Annotated in this window: 18 protein-coding genes; 3 read left to right on the top strand and 15 right to left on the bottom strand. The window is 38.2% G+C overall.

The genetic code is table 11. From position 1 onward, the window contains the following. Positions 1 to 97: 97 nt before the first annotated feature. From JO178_RS02035 to JO178_RS02000, 8 genes are all read right to left on the bottom strand, one after another. Positions 98 to 2,260 carry a TonB-dependent receptor gene (locus JO178_RS02035; RefSeq protein ID WP_291930913.1) on the bottom strand — a complete coding sequence of 721 codons (2,163 nt, stop codon included), beginning with the start codon at positions 2,258 to 2,260 and terminating at the stop codon, positions 98 to 100. A 330-nt stretch (positions 2,261 to 2,590) separates the two neighbouring features. Further along, positions 2,591 to 3,145: a DUF2652 domain-containing protein gene (locus tag JO178_RS02030; RefSeq protein WP_291930911.1), complete on the bottom strand. Its 555-nt coding sequence runs from the start codon at positions 3,143 to 3,145 to the stop codon at positions 2,591 to 2,593. A 58-nt stretch (positions 3,146 to 3,203) separates the two neighbouring features. Further along, positions 3,204 to 4,616: an efflux transporter outer membrane subunit gene (locus tag JO178_RS02025; protein ID WP_291930909.1), complete on the bottom strand. Its 1,413-nt coding sequence runs from the start codon at positions 4,614 to 4,616 to the stop codon at positions 3,204 to 3,206. Positions 4,617 to 4,634: 18 nt separating this feature from the next. Next, positions 4,635 to 7,775, bottom strand: a complete 3,141-nt coding sequence (locus tag JO178_RS02020; RefSeq protein WP_291930906.1) for an efflux RND transporter permease subunit — start codon at positions 7,773 to 7,775, stop codon at positions 4,635 to 4,637. 9 nt (positions 7,776 to 7,784) lie between these two features. Next, entirely contained in the window at positions 7,785 to 8,930 is a 1,146-nt protein-coding gene (locus tag JO178_RS02015; protein ID WP_291930904.1) for an efflux RND transporter periplasmic adaptor subunit, read from the bottom strand. Between the two features lie 216 nt (positions 8,931 to 9,146). Further along, a complete protein-coding gene (locus JO178_RS02010) occupies positions 9,147 to 10,061 on the bottom strand; it encodes an AraC family transcriptional regulator (RefSeq protein ID WP_291930902.1) in 915 nt (304 codons plus the stop codon). A gap of 87 nt (positions 10,062 to 10,148) precedes the next feature. Then, positions 10,149 to 10,895, bottom strand: coding sequence for a metallophosphoesterase (locus JO178_RS02005; RefSeq protein ID WP_291930900.1), 747 nt, complete (start codon positions 10,893 to 10,895; stop codon positions 10,149 to 10,151). A gap of 99 nt (positions 10,896 to 10,994) precedes the next feature. Then, positions 10,995 to 12,386, bottom strand: coding sequence for an MFS transporter (locus JO178_RS02000; protein WP_291930897.1), 1,392 nt, complete (start codon positions 12,384 to 12,386; stop codon positions 10,995 to 10,997). A 143-nt stretch (positions 12,387 to 12,529) separates the two neighbouring features. Here JO178_RS02000 and JO178_RS01995 point away from each other — a divergent pair, with 143 nt between their 5' ends. Then, the gene (locus tag JO178_RS01995; RefSeq protein ID WP_291930895.1) at positions 12,530 to 13,000 is read left to right on the top strand and encodes an Lrp/AsnC family transcriptional regulator; all 471 of its coding nucleotides are present in this window, start codon (positions 12,530 to 12,532) and stop codon (positions 12,998 to 13,000) included. A 130-nt stretch (positions 13,001 to 13,130) separates the two neighbouring features. On the opposite strand, the gene JO178_RS01990 is transcribed toward JO178_RS01995, so the two are convergent. Further along, positions 13,131 to 13,646: a hypothetical protein gene (locus JO178_RS01990; RefSeq protein ID WP_291930893.1), complete on the bottom strand. Its 516-nt coding sequence runs from the start codon at positions 13,644 to 13,646 to the stop codon at positions 13,131 to 13,133. A gap of 20 nt (positions 13,647 to 13,666) precedes the next feature. Beyond that, positions 13,667 to 14,719, bottom strand: a complete 1,053-nt coding sequence (locus JO178_RS01985) for a hypothetical protein (RefSeq protein WP_291930890.1) — start codon at positions 14,717 to 14,719, stop codon at positions 13,667 to 13,669. 482 nt (positions 14,720 to 15,201) lie between these two features. Between JO178_RS01985 and mnmE the strand changes: the two genes are divergently transcribed. Beyond that, positions 15,202 to 16,587 (top strand): tRNA uridine-5-carboxymethylaminomethyl(34) synthesis GTPase MnmE, encoded by a 1,386-nt coding sequence (gene mnmE / locus JO178_RS01980; RefSeq protein ID WP_291930888.1) that lies wholly within the window; start codon positions 15,202 to 15,204, stop codon positions 16,585 to 16,587. A 131-nt stretch (positions 16,588 to 16,718) separates the two neighbouring features. Continuing rightward, on the top strand, positions 16,719 to 16,955 hold the full coding sequence (locus JO178_RS01975) for a hypothetical protein (RefSeq protein WP_291930885.1): 237 nt from the start codon (positions 16,719 to 16,721) through the stop codon (positions 16,953 to 16,955). 402 nt (positions 16,956 to 17,357) lie between these two features. On the opposite strand, the gene JO178_RS01970 is transcribed toward JO178_RS01975, so the two are convergent. From JO178_RS01970 to JO178_RS01950, 5 genes are all read right to left on the bottom strand, one after another. Beyond that, complete coding sequence (locus tag JO178_RS01970) at positions 17,358 to 17,741, bottom strand: nuclear transport factor 2 family protein (protein WP_291930883.1); 384 nt, start codon at positions 17,739 to 17,741, stop codon at positions 17,358 to 17,360. Between the two features lie 136 nt (positions 17,742 to 17,877). Next, a complete protein-coding gene (locus tag JO178_RS01965) occupies positions 17,878 to 18,771 on the bottom strand; it encodes an AraC family transcriptional regulator (protein WP_291930881.1) in 894 nt (297 codons plus the stop codon). Between the two features lie 16 nt (positions 18,772 to 18,787). Continuing rightward, positions 18,788 to 19,369 carry a Crp/Fnr family transcriptional regulator gene (locus JO178_RS01960; RefSeq protein ID WP_291930879.1) on the bottom strand — a complete coding sequence of 194 codons (582 nt, stop codon included), beginning with the start codon at positions 19,367 to 19,369 and terminating at the stop codon, positions 18,788 to 18,790. Positions 19,370 to 19,498: 129 nt separating this feature from the next. Further along, positions 19,499 to 20,050 carry a YceI family protein gene (locus JO178_RS01955; protein WP_291930877.1) on the bottom strand — a complete coding sequence of 184 codons (552 nt, stop codon included), beginning with the start codon at positions 20,048 to 20,050 and terminating at the stop codon, positions 19,499 to 19,501. Between the two features lie 22 nt (positions 20,051 to 20,072). Continuing rightward, the gene (locus JO178_RS01950; RefSeq protein ID WP_291930875.1) at positions 20,073 to 20,954 is read right to left on the bottom strand and encodes a pirin family protein; all 882 of its coding nucleotides are present in this window, start codon (positions 20,952 to 20,954) and stop codon (positions 20,073 to 20,075) included. Positions 20,955 to 21,017 lie beyond the last annotated feature (63 nt).

Below are 21,017 nucleotides of genomic sequence, written 5' to 3'. Positions count from 1 at the left end.
TATCATTATTTAAACTTTGTATTAAACGATGTCTCTGTATAATAAAAAAATCAGGTTCCAACGAAACCTGATTTTTTTACGATCCTATAAAGAGGTTTTATTTTCCACCTCCCCCTGAGTTTTTCTCAGCATCGGTTTTTGTATTTTCTTTTACTTTTTGATTTCCGAAGCGTTTTACAAAAGTAAGTGAAACTCCGTACCAGTCCCATTTCGAATATTCTCTGAATGTTCCGTCCGGACTATAGGTGGTATTATCCGCATAGGGTCTTTTGAATATATTCATAAGCTGCATGCTGAGTTCCATCTGGGTTTTAGGGAAGATTTTGGTTACAGAAATATTGTGAAAAACATTGGTATTATTGGCATATGAATTTCCGTTATTCTGATTGGCAATTTCCATCCAGGCGCTCAGATTGATATTCTTGTTGAAAAGATTCGTATAAGAGATATTCGCTGAACCGCCCCAATAGCTGATATAATTTTTACCTTTAAGATCATTCTTTTCATTGAAATCTTTATTATCAATATAATACCATCCAAATCCTAGATTTACATTCAGTTTATTTTTCAGGAAATTCTGATTGGTATTGGCAAAGAGGTAATATTTCTGAACTTTTCCGTCGAAGTTTCCGGGCAATGAAACTGTTCTTCCGTTTTCAGTTACGTAAGTAGTCCAGTAGTCCTGATTGGTATACATATATCTTGCGGAAATAAAATATTTTTTAAGGAATCCGAGTTTCAGGTAAAGTCTTTCATTCGGATTGGGGTTCAGGTTTAGATTTCCTCTTGAATAGGTTCCATTAATATCCGGGATAAGGAATGGGTTGAATTCCGAGTACCATGGTCTCCAGATACTTCGGTTGTAGGTAAAGCTCACATCATATTTATCTGAAAAGGTATATTTCAGTAATAAGTTGGGAAGGAAAGTCCCGTAAGCATCTCTTCTTTCCGTACCGGCCACATCCTGACGTACTTTTAAATCAATATATTCATATCGAAGTCCTATTCTTGTTTCCAGTTTTTTGAAGAATGTTTTGCTATAGTTGGCGTACAGTGAACTGATATTATCTTCATAATGGAATCTGTCATTTCGGGCCAGATTGTAATATTCCGACTTCGGATCATTCATACTGGATCCGTAAAGGCTATTGGGAATAACATGATTGTTAAACTCCGTTTTACCTCCAACTTCAATACTTCCGCCTGATTTTCCTAACGGTTGGGTATAATCTACTTTCAGGTAATAATTGCGCATTTGATTGTTGCTGATAATTCCCAGTTCCTGGATATTGTTTATTCCTACTTTATTAATGAGATTATCATTATCGCTTCCTGTGTAATTGGTTCCCAGATTGATGTCTAAAATTCTGTTTTTCTCTTTATCATAATACTTGTAGAAGATATTGCTTCCTAATGTACGACTGAATCCCCACGTATTTTGGGTTTGACGGAAAGAGTCCACAAGATTTCCGTTTTCAGAATCCATTCCAGTGGATTCACCATAAGAAAGGTTACGGTTTTGGAAATATTCAAGAACAAGTCCCACATTATTTTTGTCATTGAGTTCAAATTCCGATGTAGAGGAAAGCGAAGGGCTTTCATTTCTCGTTTCCGTTTCCAGGCTAAGCTGCGATACCTTATTATTTTCATAACGGGTATTCACTATTTCGTTTTTCTGTACATAATCTCCGTTATTATAACTTCCGATCAGGGTCTGTGTAAAGCGTTTTTTATGATAATTCAGGTTAAAATTGGTGTATTGTGAATTTTTTGTACTCTGTCTGTTATTCAGGGAGATACTTCCTTTCATGCCTTCGTCGTCTCTCTTTTTCAAGACGATATTAATTACAGATCCGGACGTTTCATAGCGTGAAGAAGGACTTGTAATTACTTCAATCTTCATCAGGTTATCCGCAGGAATTGTTTTAAGATATTCTTTTAGTTCTTTACCTGTAAAAACGGATTTTCTATCATTGATATAAACAGTTACCGTCTGCCCTTCCGCTTTTACCGCATCATTATTGTCAATACTTACCAATGGAGTCATTCTTAAAACATCCCAGGTTGTATTTCCTGCAAGAATAGCACTGTTTGCCACATTAAATACCGTTCTGTCTACCTTGGATTCTACCGTTGGTTTTCTGGCAACCAGAGTAACGGCCTCAATTTCTTTCTGCTTAACAGTGTCTTTTACAGCCTGAGTCTGCGCCAAAGACAAGAAACCTGTTAATAATGCTATGGGAAATAAAATTGTTCTCATTTGAAATTATAGTTTATTCTATAAGACCACTATCTCTCCATATTTGTTACACCAGAAAATGAAAAAAATAAAATAAATCTCTAATTTTCAACAAGATACGCGCCTGTTGTTTTGGAAATTAATTATTAACAAAAGTTAAAAACATATCATCTGATTAAAAAAACAAACTTATTTAAATATAATTCGCAACAAATAAGAGAAATGCTTCATTTATTTCCAATAAAAAAACATTTCAAAAAAATTATAAATTCCCGGATTCATATTCATAAAAAAGCCCGGATCTCACCCGGGCCCCTAGCAATAGCAAATTTACAAGGATTAAAAAATATGCTAGTTTAAATTTTCAAAATAATGAATACCTCCTATTTCAGAGAGACGAAGACTTCCCTTATGGTGATCAGTTTCCTGATGACTTGTATTTTCTAAGAAAGAATTGCTGAATAACGCATATGAAGGCTGTTCTGCAAATCCGTTTTTCAAAAGCTGATGAGCTTCTACAATAGTCTTTCCGTATAATTTTCTGAAACTTCCGATATTATATTGTGAAAAGGTTCCGTAATGAACAATAAATTTCAGTGATAAATCTATAGTGGTGCTTAGACTTTTGCTCAGTTCTTCAATTTTTTGATTAAAGGCATTCCTCATTTTCAAAAGGATCTTTGAAATACTCTGATAAGAAGGATTTTCGTCATAACGATAAAACAGAATGGCATCACCTTCAATTTCTGAAATCTCAAAATAATGACCGTTCACATCAATCAATGTAGAAAGTAGTTGTCTGACAATATATTCTCCTGTATAAAGTTTGGTATTGAACACAAATTCTGTAAATCCGCTGAAATCCGGAATAAGAATGATTCCCTCCTGTATATTTGTATTCTTCATAATGATATGGATTAAAAACCTGCTGCATCCTTACAGACGAAGCAGGTTTAATTTTACTTTATTGCCATCCGCCACCTACAGATCGATAGAGTGCCGTAATTGCGTTCAGTCTTTGAGCTTTCAGAGAAGCCACTTCCAATTCTGCCTGAAGCTTATTGGTTTGTGCGATAATCACCTCCACATACGTTGCCGAATTATATTTAAATAACATATCCGCTTTTTTTACCGCTTCATTAGATTTCAACGCGAGTCCTTCTGCTATTTTCTGTTGTTCTTCCAGCTTCTGGATCTGAACCAACGCATCGGAAACCTCTCCCACGGCTTTCAAAACAGATTGTTTAAAATTAATTTCGGCCTGATCAGCTAAAACTTTAGACTGTTCATACTGGGTTTTCAGTTGTTTTCCATTTAGAATAGGCTGTGCGACAGCACCGGCAACCATTCCGAAAAGAGATCCGGGAACACTGAACCATTTGCTGATCTGAAAAGCATTCACTCCACCCTGCGCTGTAATGTTCAGTGAAGGATACATACTCATTTTGGCAATATGAATAGCAGCTGCACTTTTCCTTACTTCATATTCAGCGCTTTTGATATCAGGCCTGTAGCTCAGCAATTCGGAAGGAACCCCGAACGAAATATGATCAGGAGACTGCACGCTATTCAAACTTGCACTTCTTTCAATTTTCCCGGGCATAATTCCGGTTAAAATACTCAGTGCATTTTCCTGTATGGCCACAGAACTTTCAAGGGCCGGAATGGTTTTTAAGATCTGATCCTTTACAATCTCCTGTTGTTGTACTGCTAAAGCCGTAGTTAATCCCAGTTCCTGTTGTTTCGTCAGAAACTTTAACGTATGATCTGCATATGTCAGGTTTGATTTTGTAATCTCCAGCTGAGTATCCAGCATCAACAGATTATAATACCCCTGAACGACAGATGCTACCAACTGGGTTTTCACCGCTTTTGCCGCTTCCCGGGTTTTAAGATATTCTGCCAGAGCCTGTTCTTTCCTACCTTTGATCTTCCCCCAGATATCAGCTTCCCAGGAAATATTCACAGAAGCCGTATAATCTTCCATATACCGTTTTCCCATGAACTGTCCGGCCATCATTCCGTTCATACTGTTATCCGAAGGACGGTTGATATTGGCATTAGCACCAGCAGAAATAACGGGAACATTCCCCCATTTACTTTGATGATAAGCCAGTGAAGCAAATTCAATCTGTTTTAAAGCAAGCTGAAGATCATTATTCTGAACCATCGCTTTATCAATCAGTCTTACTAAAACAGGGTCTTTGAAAAAATCTTTATAACTGATCCTTGCTATATTTTCATTTTGCCCGACAGCAATACTGTCACCTCTGAAAGCTTCAGGCATTTTCACTTCAGGTTGTTCATATTGCTGAACTTTACAGGAAACTGCTATTCCTGAAATGAATGCTATATAGGCTATATTTTTAATTTTCATTTTTAAAATCGTTTGAAATTAATATTCCCAATCCGCTTCTGTTACCACTCTGCCGTTTATTTTTTCATGCAAAGCCTGGAACACGACAAACAGTACAGGGACTACAAAAATTCCCAGAACAGTTCCGAAAAACATCCCCGAAATGGCAGCATATCCGATAGAATGGTTACCCAATGCAGACGGCCCTACCACAAATATCAGCGGAATCAGCCCGGTAATAAATGCTAAGGAAGTCATCAAAATAGGACGTAAACGGGCTTTGGCCCCTTCAACAGCAGAAGCGATGAGGCTTTTGCCCGCTCTACGTCTCTGTATAGCAAATTCCACAATCAGAATACCATTCTTAGCCAGAAGCCCGATTAACATCACCAGAGCAATCTGAACATAAATATTATTCGAAAGGTCAGCGAATGTGATTCCTACAAATACTCCCGATAATCCTACCGGAATCGCGATCAGTACCGCTAATGGAAGAATATAACTTTCATACTGCGCCGATAACAGGAAGAACACAAATACGATACATAATCCGAAAATCATCACCGACTGCGAGCTGGATCCTGCCTCCTCACGGCTCATTCCCTTATAATCATAAGTATATCCCGGAGGAAGCACCTGCTTACTTACTTCATCAATTGCGGCCATAGCCTGTCCTGTACTGTATCCCGGTGCTGCCATAACAGTTAAATTGGATGAGTTGAACAGGTTGAAACGGTCTACCACTTCCGCCCCCGTTACCTGCTTCAGGCTTACCAGTGTATTCACAGGAACCATCTGTCCCAAGTTGTTTTTAACGAAAATTCCGTTCAGTGATTCCTTATCCTGTCTTGTTTCAGGAGTAGACTGTACCAATACTCTGTAATATTTTCCGAATCTGTTGAAATCTGAAGCCTGAATACTTCCGTAATATCCCTGCATGACACCGAGCACATCAGAAACATTCACTCCAAGCTGGGCAGATTTCACCTCATCTACAAGTACTTCGAATTGCGGGTAGGTAACGTCAAATGTTGTAAATGCCACGGCAACTTCCGGTCTTTGCATCAGGGCTCCCATCATTCCGTAAGAAATATTTCCCAGATTCTGCAATTCCCCGTTGGTACGGTCCTGAAGAACCAGTTCCATTCCGCTTGTATTCCCGAAACCGTCTACGGTCGGAGTATTGATAACAAGGAAGTTGGCTCTTTTATCCTTAGAAAGCATTCCCTGGGTCTGTCCGATAATATCATTGATGTTACTCACCGGCCCTCTCTCACCTCCTTTTTTTAATTTGACGAAAATAGAAGCTGCCGATGATGACATGGACCCACTGAAAAGATTCAGTCCGTCTACTGAAATTACTTTTTCCACGGCAGGATTTTTCATTAAAAGATCTTCCGTATCGGAAACTACTTTTGAGGTTCTGTCTTTTGAAGCTCCCGGAGCCAGATTTGCCGTTACAATGATAAAACTCTGATCTTCATCCGGAATAAATCCTTTAGGTGTTGTCATAGACATCCACGCGAATAAGCCTCCGAAAGCTACAATCAGAATCAATGCGATCCATTTTCTTTTCAGCAGAAACAAAATAGCCTTTCCATATCGGAATGTCAGTTTATTAAAACCGGCATTAAATCCCGCAAAAAAACGGTCTTTGAAATTCATTTTTTCATGAGCTCCGCCATGATGCTGTTTTAAAAATAAAGCACATAAAGCCGGGCTCAGTGTCAGTGCATTTACAGCTGAAATAACGATTGCAATAGCCAGTGTCAAAGCAAACTGCTGATAAAACAACCCTGTAGAACCGCTCATAAAGGCTACCGGAACGAATACCGCAGACATGATCAGCGTAATGGAAACAATAGCTCCTGTAATTTCACTCATCGCAGACATGGTGGCGGCTCTTGCATTCAGTTTTTTATGTTCCATTTTGGCATGAACTGCTTCCACCACCACAATCGCATCATCCACCACAATACCTATAGCGAGGACAAGAGCAAACAAAGTCAGGATATTAATAGAAAAACCGAAAACCTTCATAAAGAAGAATGTACCTACAATAGATACCGGAACTGCAATGGCCGGGATCAGCGTGGAACGGAAATCCTGAAGGAAAATATAAACCACGATAAACACAAGGATAAATGCTTCGATCAACGTATGGATTACCTGTTCGATAGACTGATCCAATGCTTCTTTTGTAGCATAAGGAATTTCATAATCCATCCCTGCAGGGAAAGATTTTTCAAGTTCTTTCATTCTTTCCTGAAGCGCAATCTGTACCTCATTGGCATTCGATCCTGCCATCTGGAAAATCGCCATTGTTACAGAAGCCTTTTTATTGAAATTGGAAGAAACCGTGTAACTGTAAGCACCAAATTCTACTTTTGCAACATCCTTTAATTTTAAAACAGAACCGTCGCTAAGTGCTTTTATAGTAATATTTTCATACTGTTCCGGTTCCGTAAATTTACCTTTGTAACGAAGTACGTACTCCATCGCCTCTTTACTTCTTTCCCCGAATCTTCCCGGCGCCGCTTCAAGGTTTTGAGTCTGAATGGCACGGGACACATCAGAGGGTGTCAGATTATAGGATGTCAGTTTATTAGGATCCAGCCAGATACGCATGGAATAATCTTTATTTCCATACACCATGGCATCTCCTACTCCTTTTACCCTCTTCAGTTCCGGAACGATATTAATTTTGGCATAATTTTCCAGGAAAAGATCACTCATAGAGCCGTCTTTACTTGTCAGCGAAACCATGGCAATCATACTGTTCTGTCTTTTTACCGTGGTGATTCCGGCCTGAATAACTTCGGCAGGAAGCTGGTTGGTCACCTGTGCTACCCTGTTCTGAACATTGATAGCAGCCTGATCCGGATTTGTTCCCAGTTTAAAGATCACCGTTATACTCAGTGTTCCGTCATTACTGGCTGTGGAAGTAATATAATCCATATTTTCCACTCCGTTAATTGCATTTTCCAATGGCGGAGCCACAGACCTTGCAATTGTTTCAGCATTCGCTCCCGGATAAACAGCGGTTACCATAACGGTAGGCGGTGCGATATCAGGAAATTTAGTAATTGGCAGACTGACCATGCCGACAATTCCGAGAATGACAAGCAATACGGAAATAACTGTTGCCAGTACGGGTCTTTTTATAATTTTCTTTAGCATGATTTCTTCTTACGATTTTTTCTGTTGGGCATTCTTCTTCTGAGCCACCACAGGAGTTCCGGGCTGAAGCCTGTCAAAACCGGTAGTGATATATTCGTCTCCTGCTTTAAGCCCTTTGGACACAATGAAATGATCTCCGGCTTTCCCGTCAATTTCAATGGGCAGCATAGCCGCTTTTCCATCCTTAATCGTAAACACGAAAACTTTATCCTGAATGGTTCTTGTAGAAGCTACCGGAAGTAAAATAACATTGCCATAAAACTGATTCAGCACTATTTTTCCTGTGTTTCCGCTTCGCAATACGTTATTCGGATTGTTGAACTTTGCTCTTAAAGTAATAGATCCTGTTGTTTTGTTAAACTGTCCTTCTACCGCATCAATTTTTCCTGTTTCCGCGTATTTATCACCTCCTGATAACAACAGTGAAACAGCAGGTGTATTTTTGATCACCTCATCAATACTGCTTCCAACATACTGCTTCTGAAAATTATTAAAGTCATTTTCGCTTAAGCTGAAATAGGTATACACCTGATGGATGTCCGACAATAATGTAATCGGGTCCTGATTTCCAGGTGTCAGCAAACTTCCCAGACGGTAACTAAATCTTCCGATAAATCCACTTACAGGAGCTTTAATTGTAGAAAAATTAAGATTGATCTTTGCTGATTCAATCGCAGAAACCGACTGGCTTACGGCTCCTCTTGCTGCATTATACGACGCTTCCGCTTCTTTCACCTGAATATCGGAAACCATTTTATTTCTGAAGAGCTCTTTTTTCCTGTCCAGGTCAATTTTCGAAGCAGAGAGATTAGCCTGAGCAGTAATCAAAGCTGCCTGAGCGCTTTTCAGCTGTTCACGGAATACCTGATCTTCAATTTTAAATAAAGGCTGACCTGCTCTCACATAATCTCCTTCATCCACAAAGATTTTACTTAAATATCCTGTTACCTGAGGTCTGATTTCCACGTTGGAAACTCCCTCTACAGAAGCTGCATATTCTCTGGAAACAGAGGCATCACCCTGCTTCACTGTCGCTACAGGAAGTTCCGGTGCCTGCTGTTGATAAGCCTGATTTTGATTATTTTTCCTACATCCCGTCAGCACGATGAGCGAGAGGAAAAGCAGGGTTGATTTCTGAATAAAAAATCTTTGCATAACAATATTCCTTTTAAATTTCCGCACAAAATTCGAACGAAAAAAATTCACCGGAAATATTCAAAAAACCCCTTGTTTTGTCAAAAAGACTCCTTATTTCTAAAAACATGAGAAATATCATTTATAGGCTATATAAATGATAGATATACAAACTTTAAATCAAGACTATGCTATAAATTTAGCAAAAAGACACCTAAAAACACAACTGCCACGTTATCAATACAAATCATCTTTCCTGTATTCCAGCGGAGCTCTTCCCGTATGTTTTTTAAAGAACTTACTGAAAGAAGCCTGATCGGAAAATTTAAGCTGTAAAGCCACCTCATTGATATTAAGATTAGGATTTTTGAGCAACAATCTCGCTTCTACAGCTAACACCTGATGGATAATATCCCGCGGGGATTTGAACATGGTTTTATTAATCACTTTTGTCAGGTATTTACGGCTGATGCATAACTTATCAGCATAGAACTGAACATGATGCTCTTCTTTAAAATGTTTCTGAACAAACTGAAAGAAACTGGTGGTCAGCTCATCTTCCCGGTGGGTTACCGAATGGGGTTTTTCTATTTTTTTGAAATAATTATCAATTTCATAGATGACCAGTGAAAAGTGGTGCCATATCATTTCATTAAAATAATAATTATCTTTTTCTGTATTGTTCAATACCTTTAATTCGTCAAGGTGAAAATTAAGTTTCCGGTATATATCCGGTTCATTTCTAATGATATGGGTAGGATCTGAAGATAAGCTTTTCAGGACATTATTGGATTTGTAATTAAAGCCTGCCTGAGAAATAAAATCAACAGAAAAGAAAATATATTTAGCTTTATAATTTTCCGCGATCCTATTCAGCCAGAAAGTTTCAAGAATCGGGCAAAAAATCACATCTCCTTTAAAAACCTCATAACTTTTGTCATCAAGTCTGATATCAACACTCCCTTCCTGTACCAGAAAAATACAGAAATAATCTGAACGGTAGGGCATATTGGGTTTGATGATATAATTGGCCCGGTCAATTTCCATCACTACAAATTCTTTAATTCTAAGGTCGAATTCTACCTGCTTCAAAACTTCATCAAAAGCCAACTGTGAAACGAAATCAGGTTCCCGAAGAGATTTCTTTGCCATGAAAAAATACATTAAGAGGTGCGAAGGTAGTGAAAATGGAAAAACATCGCTGCCAGTTTTACTATGATTGCTTCGACCTTAGGTATTTTACACCTCTACAATTAATTTCTTATCATGTCCATTATATTTTTCATCAATATAACCGTGAGGATTACAGATCACTTTTGTCTTTCCGATTTGATACCCGCAAGGAGTATGAATATGCCCGTGAATCCAGTATAACGGCTGATGCTCCATAATAAGATCTTCAAGGTCGGAAGCATAAGCAGCAGTCAACGGATCTTCTTTATACTCCTCAGGAACAGACCGGATGCTTGGAGCATGGTGAGTGACCACTATATTTTTAAGTTCTTTTGAATCTTCAAGACTTTCTTTTAGCCATAATTTTGAAAACTGATGAATTTTAAAAGTATCTATTGTTCTCATCCTGGAATAGGAAGGATCACGTCTGATCATTTTATAATCATTCATTTCAGGCTGGCAAATCATACCATATTTCATTGCATTTCCAAAAATGGAAAAATCAGTCCATAATGTTGCCCCGTGAAAACGGATGCCATCAATATCCACAAAGGAATTTTCCAACACAAAAATCATTGAACCCTGCGCTGCTTCCTGAATTTTATGAAGTGTTTTAGGATATGCTCCTTTATAATATTCATGATTCCCCAAAACGTAAATCACTGGTTTATCCGGGATTTTAGACCTGATCCATTCTATTCCTTTTATTCCCAGATTCACATCTCCGGCCAGTACAACTACATCTGCCTGACTAAAACACAATTCCGAGGATCCGAATTCCCGATGGAGATCGCTAATGATCTGTATTTTCATGGAGTAAAAATAATTAAGAGAAGTGAAAAGGCCAAAAAAAAGAACCGGCACCTAAGCACCGATTCTTTTGTCATATAGTTTGTGTAATTTTAAGGTCGCTTATGATGAAACAGCTATTTCTCCACGTTTCACTTTTAAGCTTTTCCATATAAAATAGAATAACATACCCAGCGCCAAAACAGCATAACCTATCAGAATAATTAGATTCAGGCTTCCCACCGCAAATTCTGACGGAAAAATCTGACTCATCAATGTCATGAATGACAATCCTATTCCGGCTCCCAGAAAGTAACTTGTAGAACTCAAACTTGATGCCAGTCCGTAATTTGCAGGTTCAACATCCTGAATTCCCATCACTGAAAGTGCCGTAAAACAGAATGTCATTCCTATTCCTGAAATACATGCTGCTCCCAGCAACACTACCGTTAACGGATGTCCTAAGTAAACGGAAATCAACAGCAGCAATCCTCCGGTCAGCATAAACAGCCATCCTAAAACACCTATCTGCGAAGGATTTAATCTTTTTGAAACCTGAGGTAAGATAAACTTAGCTGTCAAAGCAGACATAATACTGAACGGTACCAGCATCAATCCTGCAGAAGCTGCACTATATCCCATATCTTTCTGAAGCATTAATGAAATCAGAAATAAAAATCCTATAAAAAAAGCTCCAAGGGTAAAAAAGGCTGCATTGGAAACCACCAGTGACTGATGTCTGAACAATTTTAAATCAATCAACGGCTGTGCTACAGATCTCAACCGGTAGAATACCATAATTAACAGCAGTATGGCAACTCCCAGAGAACCTACTACAAGGAAAGGCTGTTCTTTAATATAAACCAGCTCGTGTGTTCCGTAGGTTAAACTTAGGAGCCCTAAAACCATTAGTATCCCTGAAATCGTATCTGTTTTCTGCACCGTTTCGTTTTTCTCGTCCACAGGTAAATAATAATAAGACAATATCAGGGTAATCAAAAGAATCGGAACATTGATCAAAAATACCCAATGCCAGCTTAGATAAGTACTGATAATTCCACCTACAGAAAGACCGCTTCCTGACCCGATTGCCGCAAAGGAACTGAAGATTCCTATCGCACGGTTTCGCTCCTGCTCACCTCTAAAGGTATTGGTGACAATAGACAAAGCGGATGGCATTACAAAAGCGGCACCCAATCCCTGTAAGGCACGGAACACCGCCAATGTTTCAAAACTTCCGGACAATCCCGCTCCCAGCGAGGTCAGCATAAAGATCAAAGCTCCCAAAAGAAACATTTTCTTTCTTCCCATCTGATCAGAAAGTTTTCCGCCAATAATAAGAAATCCTCCGAAAAACAGCACATAAAGCGTCTGCAGCCACTGAACAGTTTCTGCCCCAATGTGAAACTGCTCCTGAATAGAAGGAATCGTTAAATTAATAATGGCAATATCCAAAGCCTCTACAAACGTCCCAACCGATGCTAAAATTAATATTAAGTTTCTTCTTGTATCCATATCTTCAAATTTCCTGCAAAATTAAAATTAACAGAACGTATTTGAAAATTTTGATATAAATTTGGAACAATATTAGTTTTAAATAGCAAAAATAAAGAACAAAACAACTGTTACAATACAATTTAACCTTAAAAACAGAACAAATGCCAACAGAAAATTACACCCCGGACGAAAAAGATCTATCTATTCTAAGGCTTCTTCAAAGAGATGCCAAAATGAGTATCCGTGATATCTCCACAAGAATCAACTTAAGCCCCACTCCTACCCACGAGCGTATTAAACGCATGGAAAAACTGGGAATTATTAAAGAATACACCGCTGTGATAGACCGGAAAAAAGTGAATAAAGGAATGATGGTCATTTGTATGATCGCCCTGAATGTTCACAACAAAAAAACCGCGGGTAAATTTATTGAAGAGGTAGGTAAACTGAAAGAGGTGGTTGAATTTTATAATATCAGCGGTGATTTTGATTTTATGTTAAAAATCCTGGCTCCCAATATGGATGAGTTTCATGAGTTTTTCATCAATAAGCTTTCAGAAATCGAAGGGATAGGCCAGACGAAAAGTATTTTTGTGATGAACAGTATTAAAGAAAGTGCTCAGATTCTTTAAACTCCGCTATTCATCAGAATTTTAATTTTGCGACTGATTGACAGACCAGAATTCAGTAAAATAATAAAAGCAGCTGTACAACACTCTATACAACTGCTTTACTTTATAATTCAGGGTTTCTTCCGGATATTTATTTCCAGTAATTCCATACCGTTCCGTCAAATATAGCCAGCGTCTTGCTTGTAGTATCATAGCATATCATCCCCGGATAAGGATTTTTTACATTCACGTGTGGCGTTGTGATTTTCGGAAGGATCATTGCTTTATCCTGAGCTTCCAACACAAGCACTCCATCTGCCGTACTGGATGAGGCACCGATAATCACACCTTTGCCGGTTTCAGCCGTATTGTTAACTACAACAGCAGCTGAACTTCCCGGGTCTGATAAATCTTTCCAAACATCATTTTCATATACCTTCACTTTATTATCCGTAACATCAAAAACAAATGTTCCGTTTACCAAAGCTCCCGTAGGAAGTCCTGAAGTTGCAGGAAGGATTAATCCTTTTGTATTTCCGGTGATATTGTTAAAATCCAAAACAGTACTATTTCCGTCCACCGTCTGTTTCTCAATCGCTACTTGAGCAAAAATCGAATTAGAAACAACAAAGGCAGCAGCAATACTGATATTTTTTATATTTTTCATAGTAATTTATTAATCGGGGGTTAGTCATTACAGCTTTTTTGAACACATTTCCATTCTGTACCATTATAAAGCTTTACACATTTATCCTGAATATCATAAAGAAGCATCCCTTCTTTCGGATCTGCAATTGCATCGCCTGGCTGCGGTGTCTGACTTACGTGTGCTACTCTTGTAATTACAAAACCTTTATCTTTAGCTTCCATAGCCATAAATCCATTGGGAATATTTTCCGGCCATGAAGCACTTTTTTGCTGAATAGTAATCCCTAGCTTAGTATATCCGTCAGGAGTTCCCGAAGTTCCAGGTTTTGTACAGACTCCATCCATATCATCAATGATTGTAGGAGCATTCCCACAACTTGATTTATCATTGGATAAACCTTCCGGCCATAAAGAAGGACATGTAGCGGATGTTGCATTAGGTCCGCAGAAACTTGATCCTCCTGCACCCAGCGCACTCACCGGTCCCATAGCAATGGCTACAATCTGGCTATCATTACTGATTACCGATCCCGGACCTCCTCCACTCACATCTGCTTTGGCAATACAATATGCCTTACCTGTAGGAAGCCCGACATAGTTGACAGAAGGATAAGTGGTTGACTGCTGGCTGAATGTACCACATATTTCAACCACACTGCTTGTCCCCATATCAATTGTGGAGGTAGTCCCCGGAAATGCCCCCATAAAAGTAGGATCTCCCTGGGAAACAGATCCCGTAAGCGATAAGAATGATTTGGTACCTAATTTAACCTTTGAATTCTGCTGGGATCCAAATGTCCCGATGGTAATTGACCCCGTAGACCGTACACTCGCTCCGTCACCAATATCCAGAATTCCGTTTACTCCGATATTGACCGACTGTAACTGCCCCGACTGAATAACAAGAGTTGCCCCGAAAGGAATATCAATCGTCGTTCCGACACTAAGATTCCCGTTAAGACAGTAAGTATTTCCGGTAGTCATGACCTGTCCTGTGTAAGGGATGCACTGCGCTTTTATCACTGTACAAAAGGCTACCATTAAAAAGAAAAATACCTTCTTATTAATGTTAAAAAAAAATAATTTATTCATGTATTTTTATATTGATTTAACAGTTATTAATAATTTATTTGTAATTAAATAACAAATATTTATTATTTTGATATCATCGACGGCCTAATGAACAATTAATATACCAAACTTATTTTCAACATTAAATAATACCAGCTCTATATTTGATCCTATTTAGAGTTATTATTTTACAATGAATTCACCACTTCGCATAATATACTTTACCGCAGCACATTAGATTGAAAGTTACATCTATTTATGAAAGCTTTTTATATTATTTAAAATTTCAATATTATTTTTTTCCGAACATTCTGGTGAAAAAATAAATAAGTAAGATTTTTTTATAGGATATAATTCTCATTAACAATATAATGACTTACAATATTGAAATACAACTCCATTTTTACAGATTATCGACAGACCATCTTCCTCCAATAAAACAATAGATAATCTGAATAATACATCTCCATAGAAATTTGCTTTAAAAACCGTAAATTTGCACCATGAATAACGATACCATTTGTGCACTGGCTACAGCCAACGGAATAGGCGCTTTAGGCATTATCAGAGTTTCAGGAAGCGAAGCATTACCCATAGTTCAGAAAAGTTTTCCTGCCAAAAAACTGGAAAAACAAAAATCCCACACCATTCATTACGGTTATTTTATGGATGATGAAGAGGCAATTGATGAGATTATGCTGTCTATTTTCCTGGCTCCGAAAAGTTTCACTACAGAGAATTCTGTAGAGATCGCATTCCACGGTTCACCCCACATTGGAAAACGTATTCTTGAAGCTTTGATCAAAAACGGAGCTAGAATGGCTAAAGCCGGAGAATTCACTCTTCGCGCATTCATCAACGGAAGAATTGACCTTTCACAAGCCGAAGCGATTGCAGATGTTATTGCCTCTGAAAATGAAGCCTCCAGAAAAGTAGCTATTAATCAGTTAAAAGGAGGAATTACCAACGAAATTTCTTTTTTAAGAACAGATCTTCTGAATTTCGTTTCCCTGATTGAGCTGGAGCTGGATTTCGCAGAAGAAGACGTGGAATTTGCTGACAGAACTGCATTAAGCGGTTTGCTGGATAAAATTGAGCTCAAATTAAATTCTCTGATCGAAAGCTTCCAGTACGGAAACGCCATCAAAAACGGAACAGCCGTTGCCATCATCGGGAAACCGAATGCCGGTAAATCTACCCTACTCAACTCCCTGTTGAAAGAAGAAAGAGCTATTGTAAGCAATATTGCAGGAACCACCCGTGATACCATCGAAGAAGTACTTCATATCAAAGGCCACGCTTTCCGACTGATTGATACTGCCGGACTTCGGGAAACAATGGACGAAATTGAAGCCATCGGAGTAAAAAAAGCGAAAGAAAAAGTAGAGAACGCCAATATTCTGGTTTATCTTGCCGACGCTGCTACCGAAGATTTTTCAGAAGATATTGAGATGATCCGGTCTTTATTAAGAGACGATCTGAAACTCATCATCTGCGCAACAAAAATTGATGAAGTTACCCCTACGAAGTATGAAACCGTTGAAGATATTTTCAGAAATGCAATTTCTCATGAATTTGATTTCCTCAAAATTTCAGCTGTTGAAAATCAAAATATCCAGGATCTTAAAAACGAATTATCCTCTTACGTTGAACATTTACAGTCTGAAGAAAACAACGTCGTTATTACCAATCAGCGTCACTTTGAAGCCCTGAAGAAATCGTCAGATGCCGTACATAAAGTAAAAGAAGCCATCTCCTTCAGGATCTCCACAGAACTACTGGCCTACGAATTGAGAAATGCCCTTGAACATCTGGGTGAAATATCCGGTGAAGTTACTAACGATGAAGTCCTGGGAAATATTTTTTCTAAGTTCTGTATCGGAAAGTAATATGATTTAACACCTAAATATTGGATATTTCGAATCACCTAAAACTAGCTGCTTTTAAGGATGAACTGATAGCTAAAACTGATATTTAATGGTTATTCCATTGTCTATTTTCACATTCTCGGACATAAATTGTGCAGTACAAGAAAACTCATGTCAAACCAGTCAGTTTTTTTTTAACTGATTATATTAAGTCAAAAGAACTCTTACAAATACGTGAAGGAGAATTCAGTATCAGGCAGCTTAGTGATGCCGAACCTGCTCTTTATAAATCATGCGACTGGAAGCCATTCAGGCGGAACCAACAATGTTCAGATCCGGCACACCTGCTGAAACTGAGCTTACAGACGCTGAATGGGAAGAACGGGTAAAATATTCGAGATTGGTTTCGCTCTTTTTAAAAATACCGAATCTATTGATATGACAAGTATTTTATGATCAAATAAATACAAAGCTTATCTTGGCCAATCCTACCTTAAAAAGAATATCGGGGATCAGGACTGTCTTCTCTTTTATATCGTATCAGAATACAAAGTGCTTCTCACTTAAATTTGAAAAGATTAACAACAAGCCATAGAGAAAGCAATCTTATTTCAGAAGCTGTCAACCAGCGGGCAGGGTTTAAATATACGCATCGGGAATCTATTCATTGGTTAGATGGCACAACCGAAGACGCACTGCATTATGTATCTGAATTACAATTGCATACCAAAAATATTGCCGTTCCTCTTTTGAAAAAACAGCAACATTTTGTTTATAATTTTTTTTTAATCTTAAAATGTCTGGAATAGTTTGGAAATAACCTTCCATTTTCCTTCTACCTTAATCAAAGCATGATAATCCATACCATCTTTTCCCGCAGCATTCTTTTCATACATAATGCGGGCCAGGGCTATATGATCCGTTGTATGAAGGATATCAATATGTGTTTTAATATTAGATGCTGCTCCATGTTTTGCTACAGAATCATATAAATTAGAAACTCCCCCTTCTACAAGATATTCATCCCAATAACCATACATGATGGCATCTTTGTGAAAAGACAGCTGAAGCTGTCCTACACTCCCTGATTTTAACCCTTCGGTATAGTTTTCTAAAACGGTGATAATATCCTGATAATCCTGAACGTTGTTATTTTTTTGATCTGATAATGCCATACCTTATTTTTTAAATTTGTTAATCATTCTTTCTATAGCAAAGATACCGGCAATCAGGCACACCAACTTTTCTAAAAAGTTCATTTTAATGTTCTACACAGACCATTTTTGATAATACAGAATAGTAAAGATTATTCTAAAGTGCAGTACGATAAAAGGTAGGTGTATTTCCGTGATGGTCTTTAAAAACTCTGGAAAAATGGGAAATGTTTTCAAAGCCTAGGGAAAAGCAGATTTCGGCGATGGGTAATTGGGTCGTTTCAAGCATTTCTTTTGCTTTATCTAATCTTTTTTTCCTGATCCAGATGGCCGGAGTCATATTATAAACTGCCTTGAAATCTCTTTTGAAACTGGAAAGACTTCTTCCCGACAGGTAAGCAATGTCCTCAAGTGAAACCGGAGAAGTATAATGCTGTTCCATCACATGGCCTATGTTTGTTTTTGCCGGTCTGCGAAGCTGTAATAATTCCTGAAACAATCCGTTATTTCCTATTCCCAAATGATACAGCATTTCTGACATTTTCAGCCTCAACTGACCGGAATAAACGCCGGAGCTATCATTAAAATAAACGCTTAACGATTCTGTAAAGGTAATAAGACATTCGCTCATAGTATGTACACCCGGTCTGACTTTGCCATCCGAACCTTTTGGAACGACCTTCTCAGTAGTGGCTAAAAAAGTACTGACCATATCTTCACTAATGCTGAACATCATTTCACAATACTTTCCTTCATTTTCAGGATTTCCTCGTTTTTCATGCTGAATACAGGTTGCTTTTCTCAACAGGGTCATTTCATTTTTACCAATTGTATATTCCTGTTCTCCAAAAGTAAGTATCAGCGTTCCTTCCAATACAAAGAGCAGAGCATGGCTCTCCAGATACATCATGCCTTTTTCTTCTTTTCCCTGAAAGCGCTGCTCCATCACAGAATAATCCTCAAAGGATAAATGATTCTCCTTTGCAGATGCATTTTGCTTAGCTGGAATTTTAATGATTCTCTTCATGACTTCCGAAAGGTATAAAATCATTGATGAATATGTCCTATTATTTTCTAATAATTTGTCCGCGTATTCTGCTCAATGTTTCCTTGGTTATTCCCAGATAGGATGCTACAAGATGTTGTGGAAACCGTTGCAAAAACTCAGGATATGCCGTTAAAAAATCAATATAGCGCTGCTCAGCCGAATGACTGATAAAAGCATTGATTCTCTTCTGCGAGGAAAAAGAATGTTTATCGTCTAAAATTCTGCCCATCTCATTGAAAGCAGGAATTTTCATGAGTTCTACAGAATCAGCTTTGGAAATCAGCAATACTTCAGTATCTTCCCAGGCATCAATATTAAAGGCGGAAGGGGTCAACATGGTAAAACTTTCCCGATCGGTTACCCACCAGTCTTCAAGATATAGCTGTACCACATGCTCTACTCCCTTGTCGTCAACGCTATACTGCCTCATGGCACCTTTGACAATAAATGCAGCATATTTGCAAACTTCACCTTCCTGTAAAAGATATTGTTTCTTCCGTATCTTTTTCGGAAGAAAGACAGATTTGATCTGTTCAATATCTTCCCGTGACATAGGCTGGGTGGAATGCCTTTCAATATAATTAATCAGTGATTCATGCATAATCTATCAGGAATTGGATGGATAACAAATATAAATATTCTCTTTTGAAGCCTTGAAATAGTTTCTGATGATTTTAAAAGTACAGATATGGTTCCATTTGAACACCATATCTGTACCTCTAATTTTAGTTTAGGACTCTCTTGTCAATTGAATTTCACAATTGATCCAGACATCTTCACCCACCAGTACTCCGCCAGCTTCCAGCGCAGCATTCCAGTTCAGGCCCCAATCTTTTCTGTTAATCCTTCCCAAGATATTAAATATTGCTTTTTCCTTACCCCATGGGTCTTTTAAAATTCCACCGGATTCCATTTCCAGACGGATGAGTTTTGTAATGCCTTTAATAGTTAGGTCGCCAAACAAACCATAACTTTCGTTCTTCTTTGTTCTTTCATATGAAGTACTGGTAAACGTTATGTCTTTCCAACTTTCTATATCAAAAAAATCAGCACTTCTAAGATGCTCATCTCTCTGAAAATCATTAGTATTGACAGACGCCGGGTTTATACGGACTTCAATCCTGACTGTTGTAAAATCGTTCCCAATAGTAGAAATGCTCGCTTTATAGTCATCAAATTTCCCTCTTACATTGGTAAACATCAAATGTTTTACCTTGAATCCGATCTGGCTGTGTATAGGATCAATAACCCATTTGGTCAGTGTTTCTGTTATTGTTTCCATATTGTTTTGATTGATTGAAAGATTATTCTGCGTTATAATTGATCTTACCATACTTTCCTTTATAGAAATCATTATAGGCAACTCCTATTTCCTCCATGGTATTCATTACAAAAGGTCCCTGAGCCACTATGGGTTCATGATAATGCATTCCTCCAAAAAGAATAATGTCTGATGGAGTATCTGGAAGGCTTTTCATCTTGATACTTCCTGCTTCCTGATCAAAATAAAGAAATTGTCCTTCAGGATACTGATTCTCATTAATCACAGCTTTATTAAGTGGTAAAAAAACCGCCAGTTCCATTCCCTCTTCAATATCAAGAGCAAATTCTTTTCCTGCTTCCAGATGAACATGGTAGATAAACTGTTTCAGATAAGTAGGAATCCGGGATTTCATTGCTCCGTATTCTCCTGAAATCACTTTCATCCATCCGCTTTCATTGGCTAAATTCATCTGAGGGACTTCATTGGCCTGTACCGGAACATATTCCGGCTGTTCAGCTTTGTTCTTTCCGGGAAGGTTTACCCAAAACTGCAATGCATGAGTGGTATGATCGTTGGTTCCCGGATCGGGATTCATAGATTCATCATGAATGATTCCTGTTCCGGCCTTCATCCATTGAGCGCCACCAGAATATACTTTCTGATGATGTCCTGCGCTGTCAAAATGATCTGCTTCACCACTTAATACATAAGTTAATGTGGCAATACCCCTGTGTGGGTGCGCTCCACTTCCATCAACTTTCTTTAAAGGTTCATCCGGTTCATGTATGATAGGTGCTGCATGATCTAAAAATACAAATGGTCCTACCGCATCCACGAATCGATTAGGTAATAAACGGTAAATAATATATTCGCCTACATCTGCTCTGTGGCCCTGTATGGCAAAATTGATTTGTTTTTCCATGACTTTCTTTGTTTTAAATTATGATACAAAGATGACATCATGGGAACAGGAAAAACGATGACA

Origin of the sequence: Chryseobacterium sp., from assembly GCF_019236175.1 — a bacterium.
In the GTDB taxonomy this organism is placed as follows: domain Bacteria; phylum Bacteroidota; class Bacteroidia; order Flavobacteriales; family Weeksellaceae; genus Chryseobacterium.
The sequence above is the reverse complement of the archived record's forward strand: the minus strand, read 5'-3'. Positions and strand labels throughout refer to the sequence as shown.

Coding starts and splice junctions, on each gene's coding strand:
- JO178_RS02035 (WP_291930913.1), bottom strand. CDS start 2,260: ATGAGAACAATTTTATTTCCCATAGCATTATTAACAGGTTTCTTGTCT.
- JO178_RS02030 (WP_291930911.1), bottom strand. CDS start 3,145: ATGAAGAATACAAATATACAGGAGGGAATCATTCTTATTCCGGATTTC.
- JO178_RS02025 (WP_291930909.1), bottom strand. CDS start 4,616: ATGAAAATTAAAAATATAGCCTATATAGCATTCATTTCAGGAATAGCA.
- JO178_RS02020 (WP_291930906.1), bottom strand. CDS start 7,775: ATGCTAAAGAAAATTATAAAAAGACCCGTACTGGCAACAGTTATTTCC.
- JO178_RS02015 (WP_291930904.1), bottom strand. CDS start 8,930: ATGCAAAGATTTTTTATTCAGAAATCAACCCTGCTTTTCCTCTCGCTC.
- JO178_RS02010 (WP_291930902.1), bottom strand. CDS start 10,061: ATGGCAAAGAAATCTCTTCGGGAACCTGATTTCGTTTCACAGTTGGCT.
- JO178_RS02005 (WP_291930900.1), bottom strand. CDS start 10,895: ATGAAAATACAGATCATTAGCGATCTCCATCGGGAATTCGGATCCTCG.
- JO178_RS02000 (WP_291930897.1), bottom strand. CDS start 12,386: ATGGATACAAGAAGAAACTTAATATTAATTTTAGCATCGGTTGGGACG.
- JO178_RS01995 (WP_291930895.1), top strand. CDS start 12,530: ATGCCAACAGAAAATTACACCCCGGACGAAAAAGATCTATCTATTCTA.
- JO178_RS01990 (WP_291930893.1), bottom strand. CDS start 13,646: ATGAAAAATATAAAAAATATCAGTATTGCTGCTGCCTTTGTTGTTTCT.
- JO178_RS01985 (WP_291930890.1), bottom strand. CDS start 14,719: ATGAATAAATTATTTTTTTTTAACATTAATAAGAAGGTATTTTTCTTT.
- mnmE (WP_291930888.1), top strand. CDS start 15,202: ATGAATAACGATACCATTTGTGCACTGGCTACAGCCAACGGAATAGGC.
- JO178_RS01970 (WP_291930883.1), bottom strand. CDS start 17,741: ATGGCATTATCAGATCAAAAAAATAACAACGTTCAGGATTATCAGGAT.
- JO178_RS01965 (WP_291930881.1), bottom strand. CDS start 18,771: ATGATTTTATACCTTTCGGAAGTCATGAAGAGAATCATTAAAATTCCA.
- JO178_RS01960 (WP_291930879.1), bottom strand. CDS start 19,369: ATGCATGAATCACTGATTAATTATATTGAAAGGCATTCCACCCAGCCT.
- JO178_RS01955 (WP_291930877.1), bottom strand. CDS start 20,050: ATGGAAACAATAACAGAAACACTGACCAAATGGGTTATTGATCCTATA.
- JO178_RS01950 (WP_291930875.1), bottom strand. CDS start 20,954: ATGGAAAAACAAATCAATTTTGCCATACAGGGCCACAGAGCAGATGTA.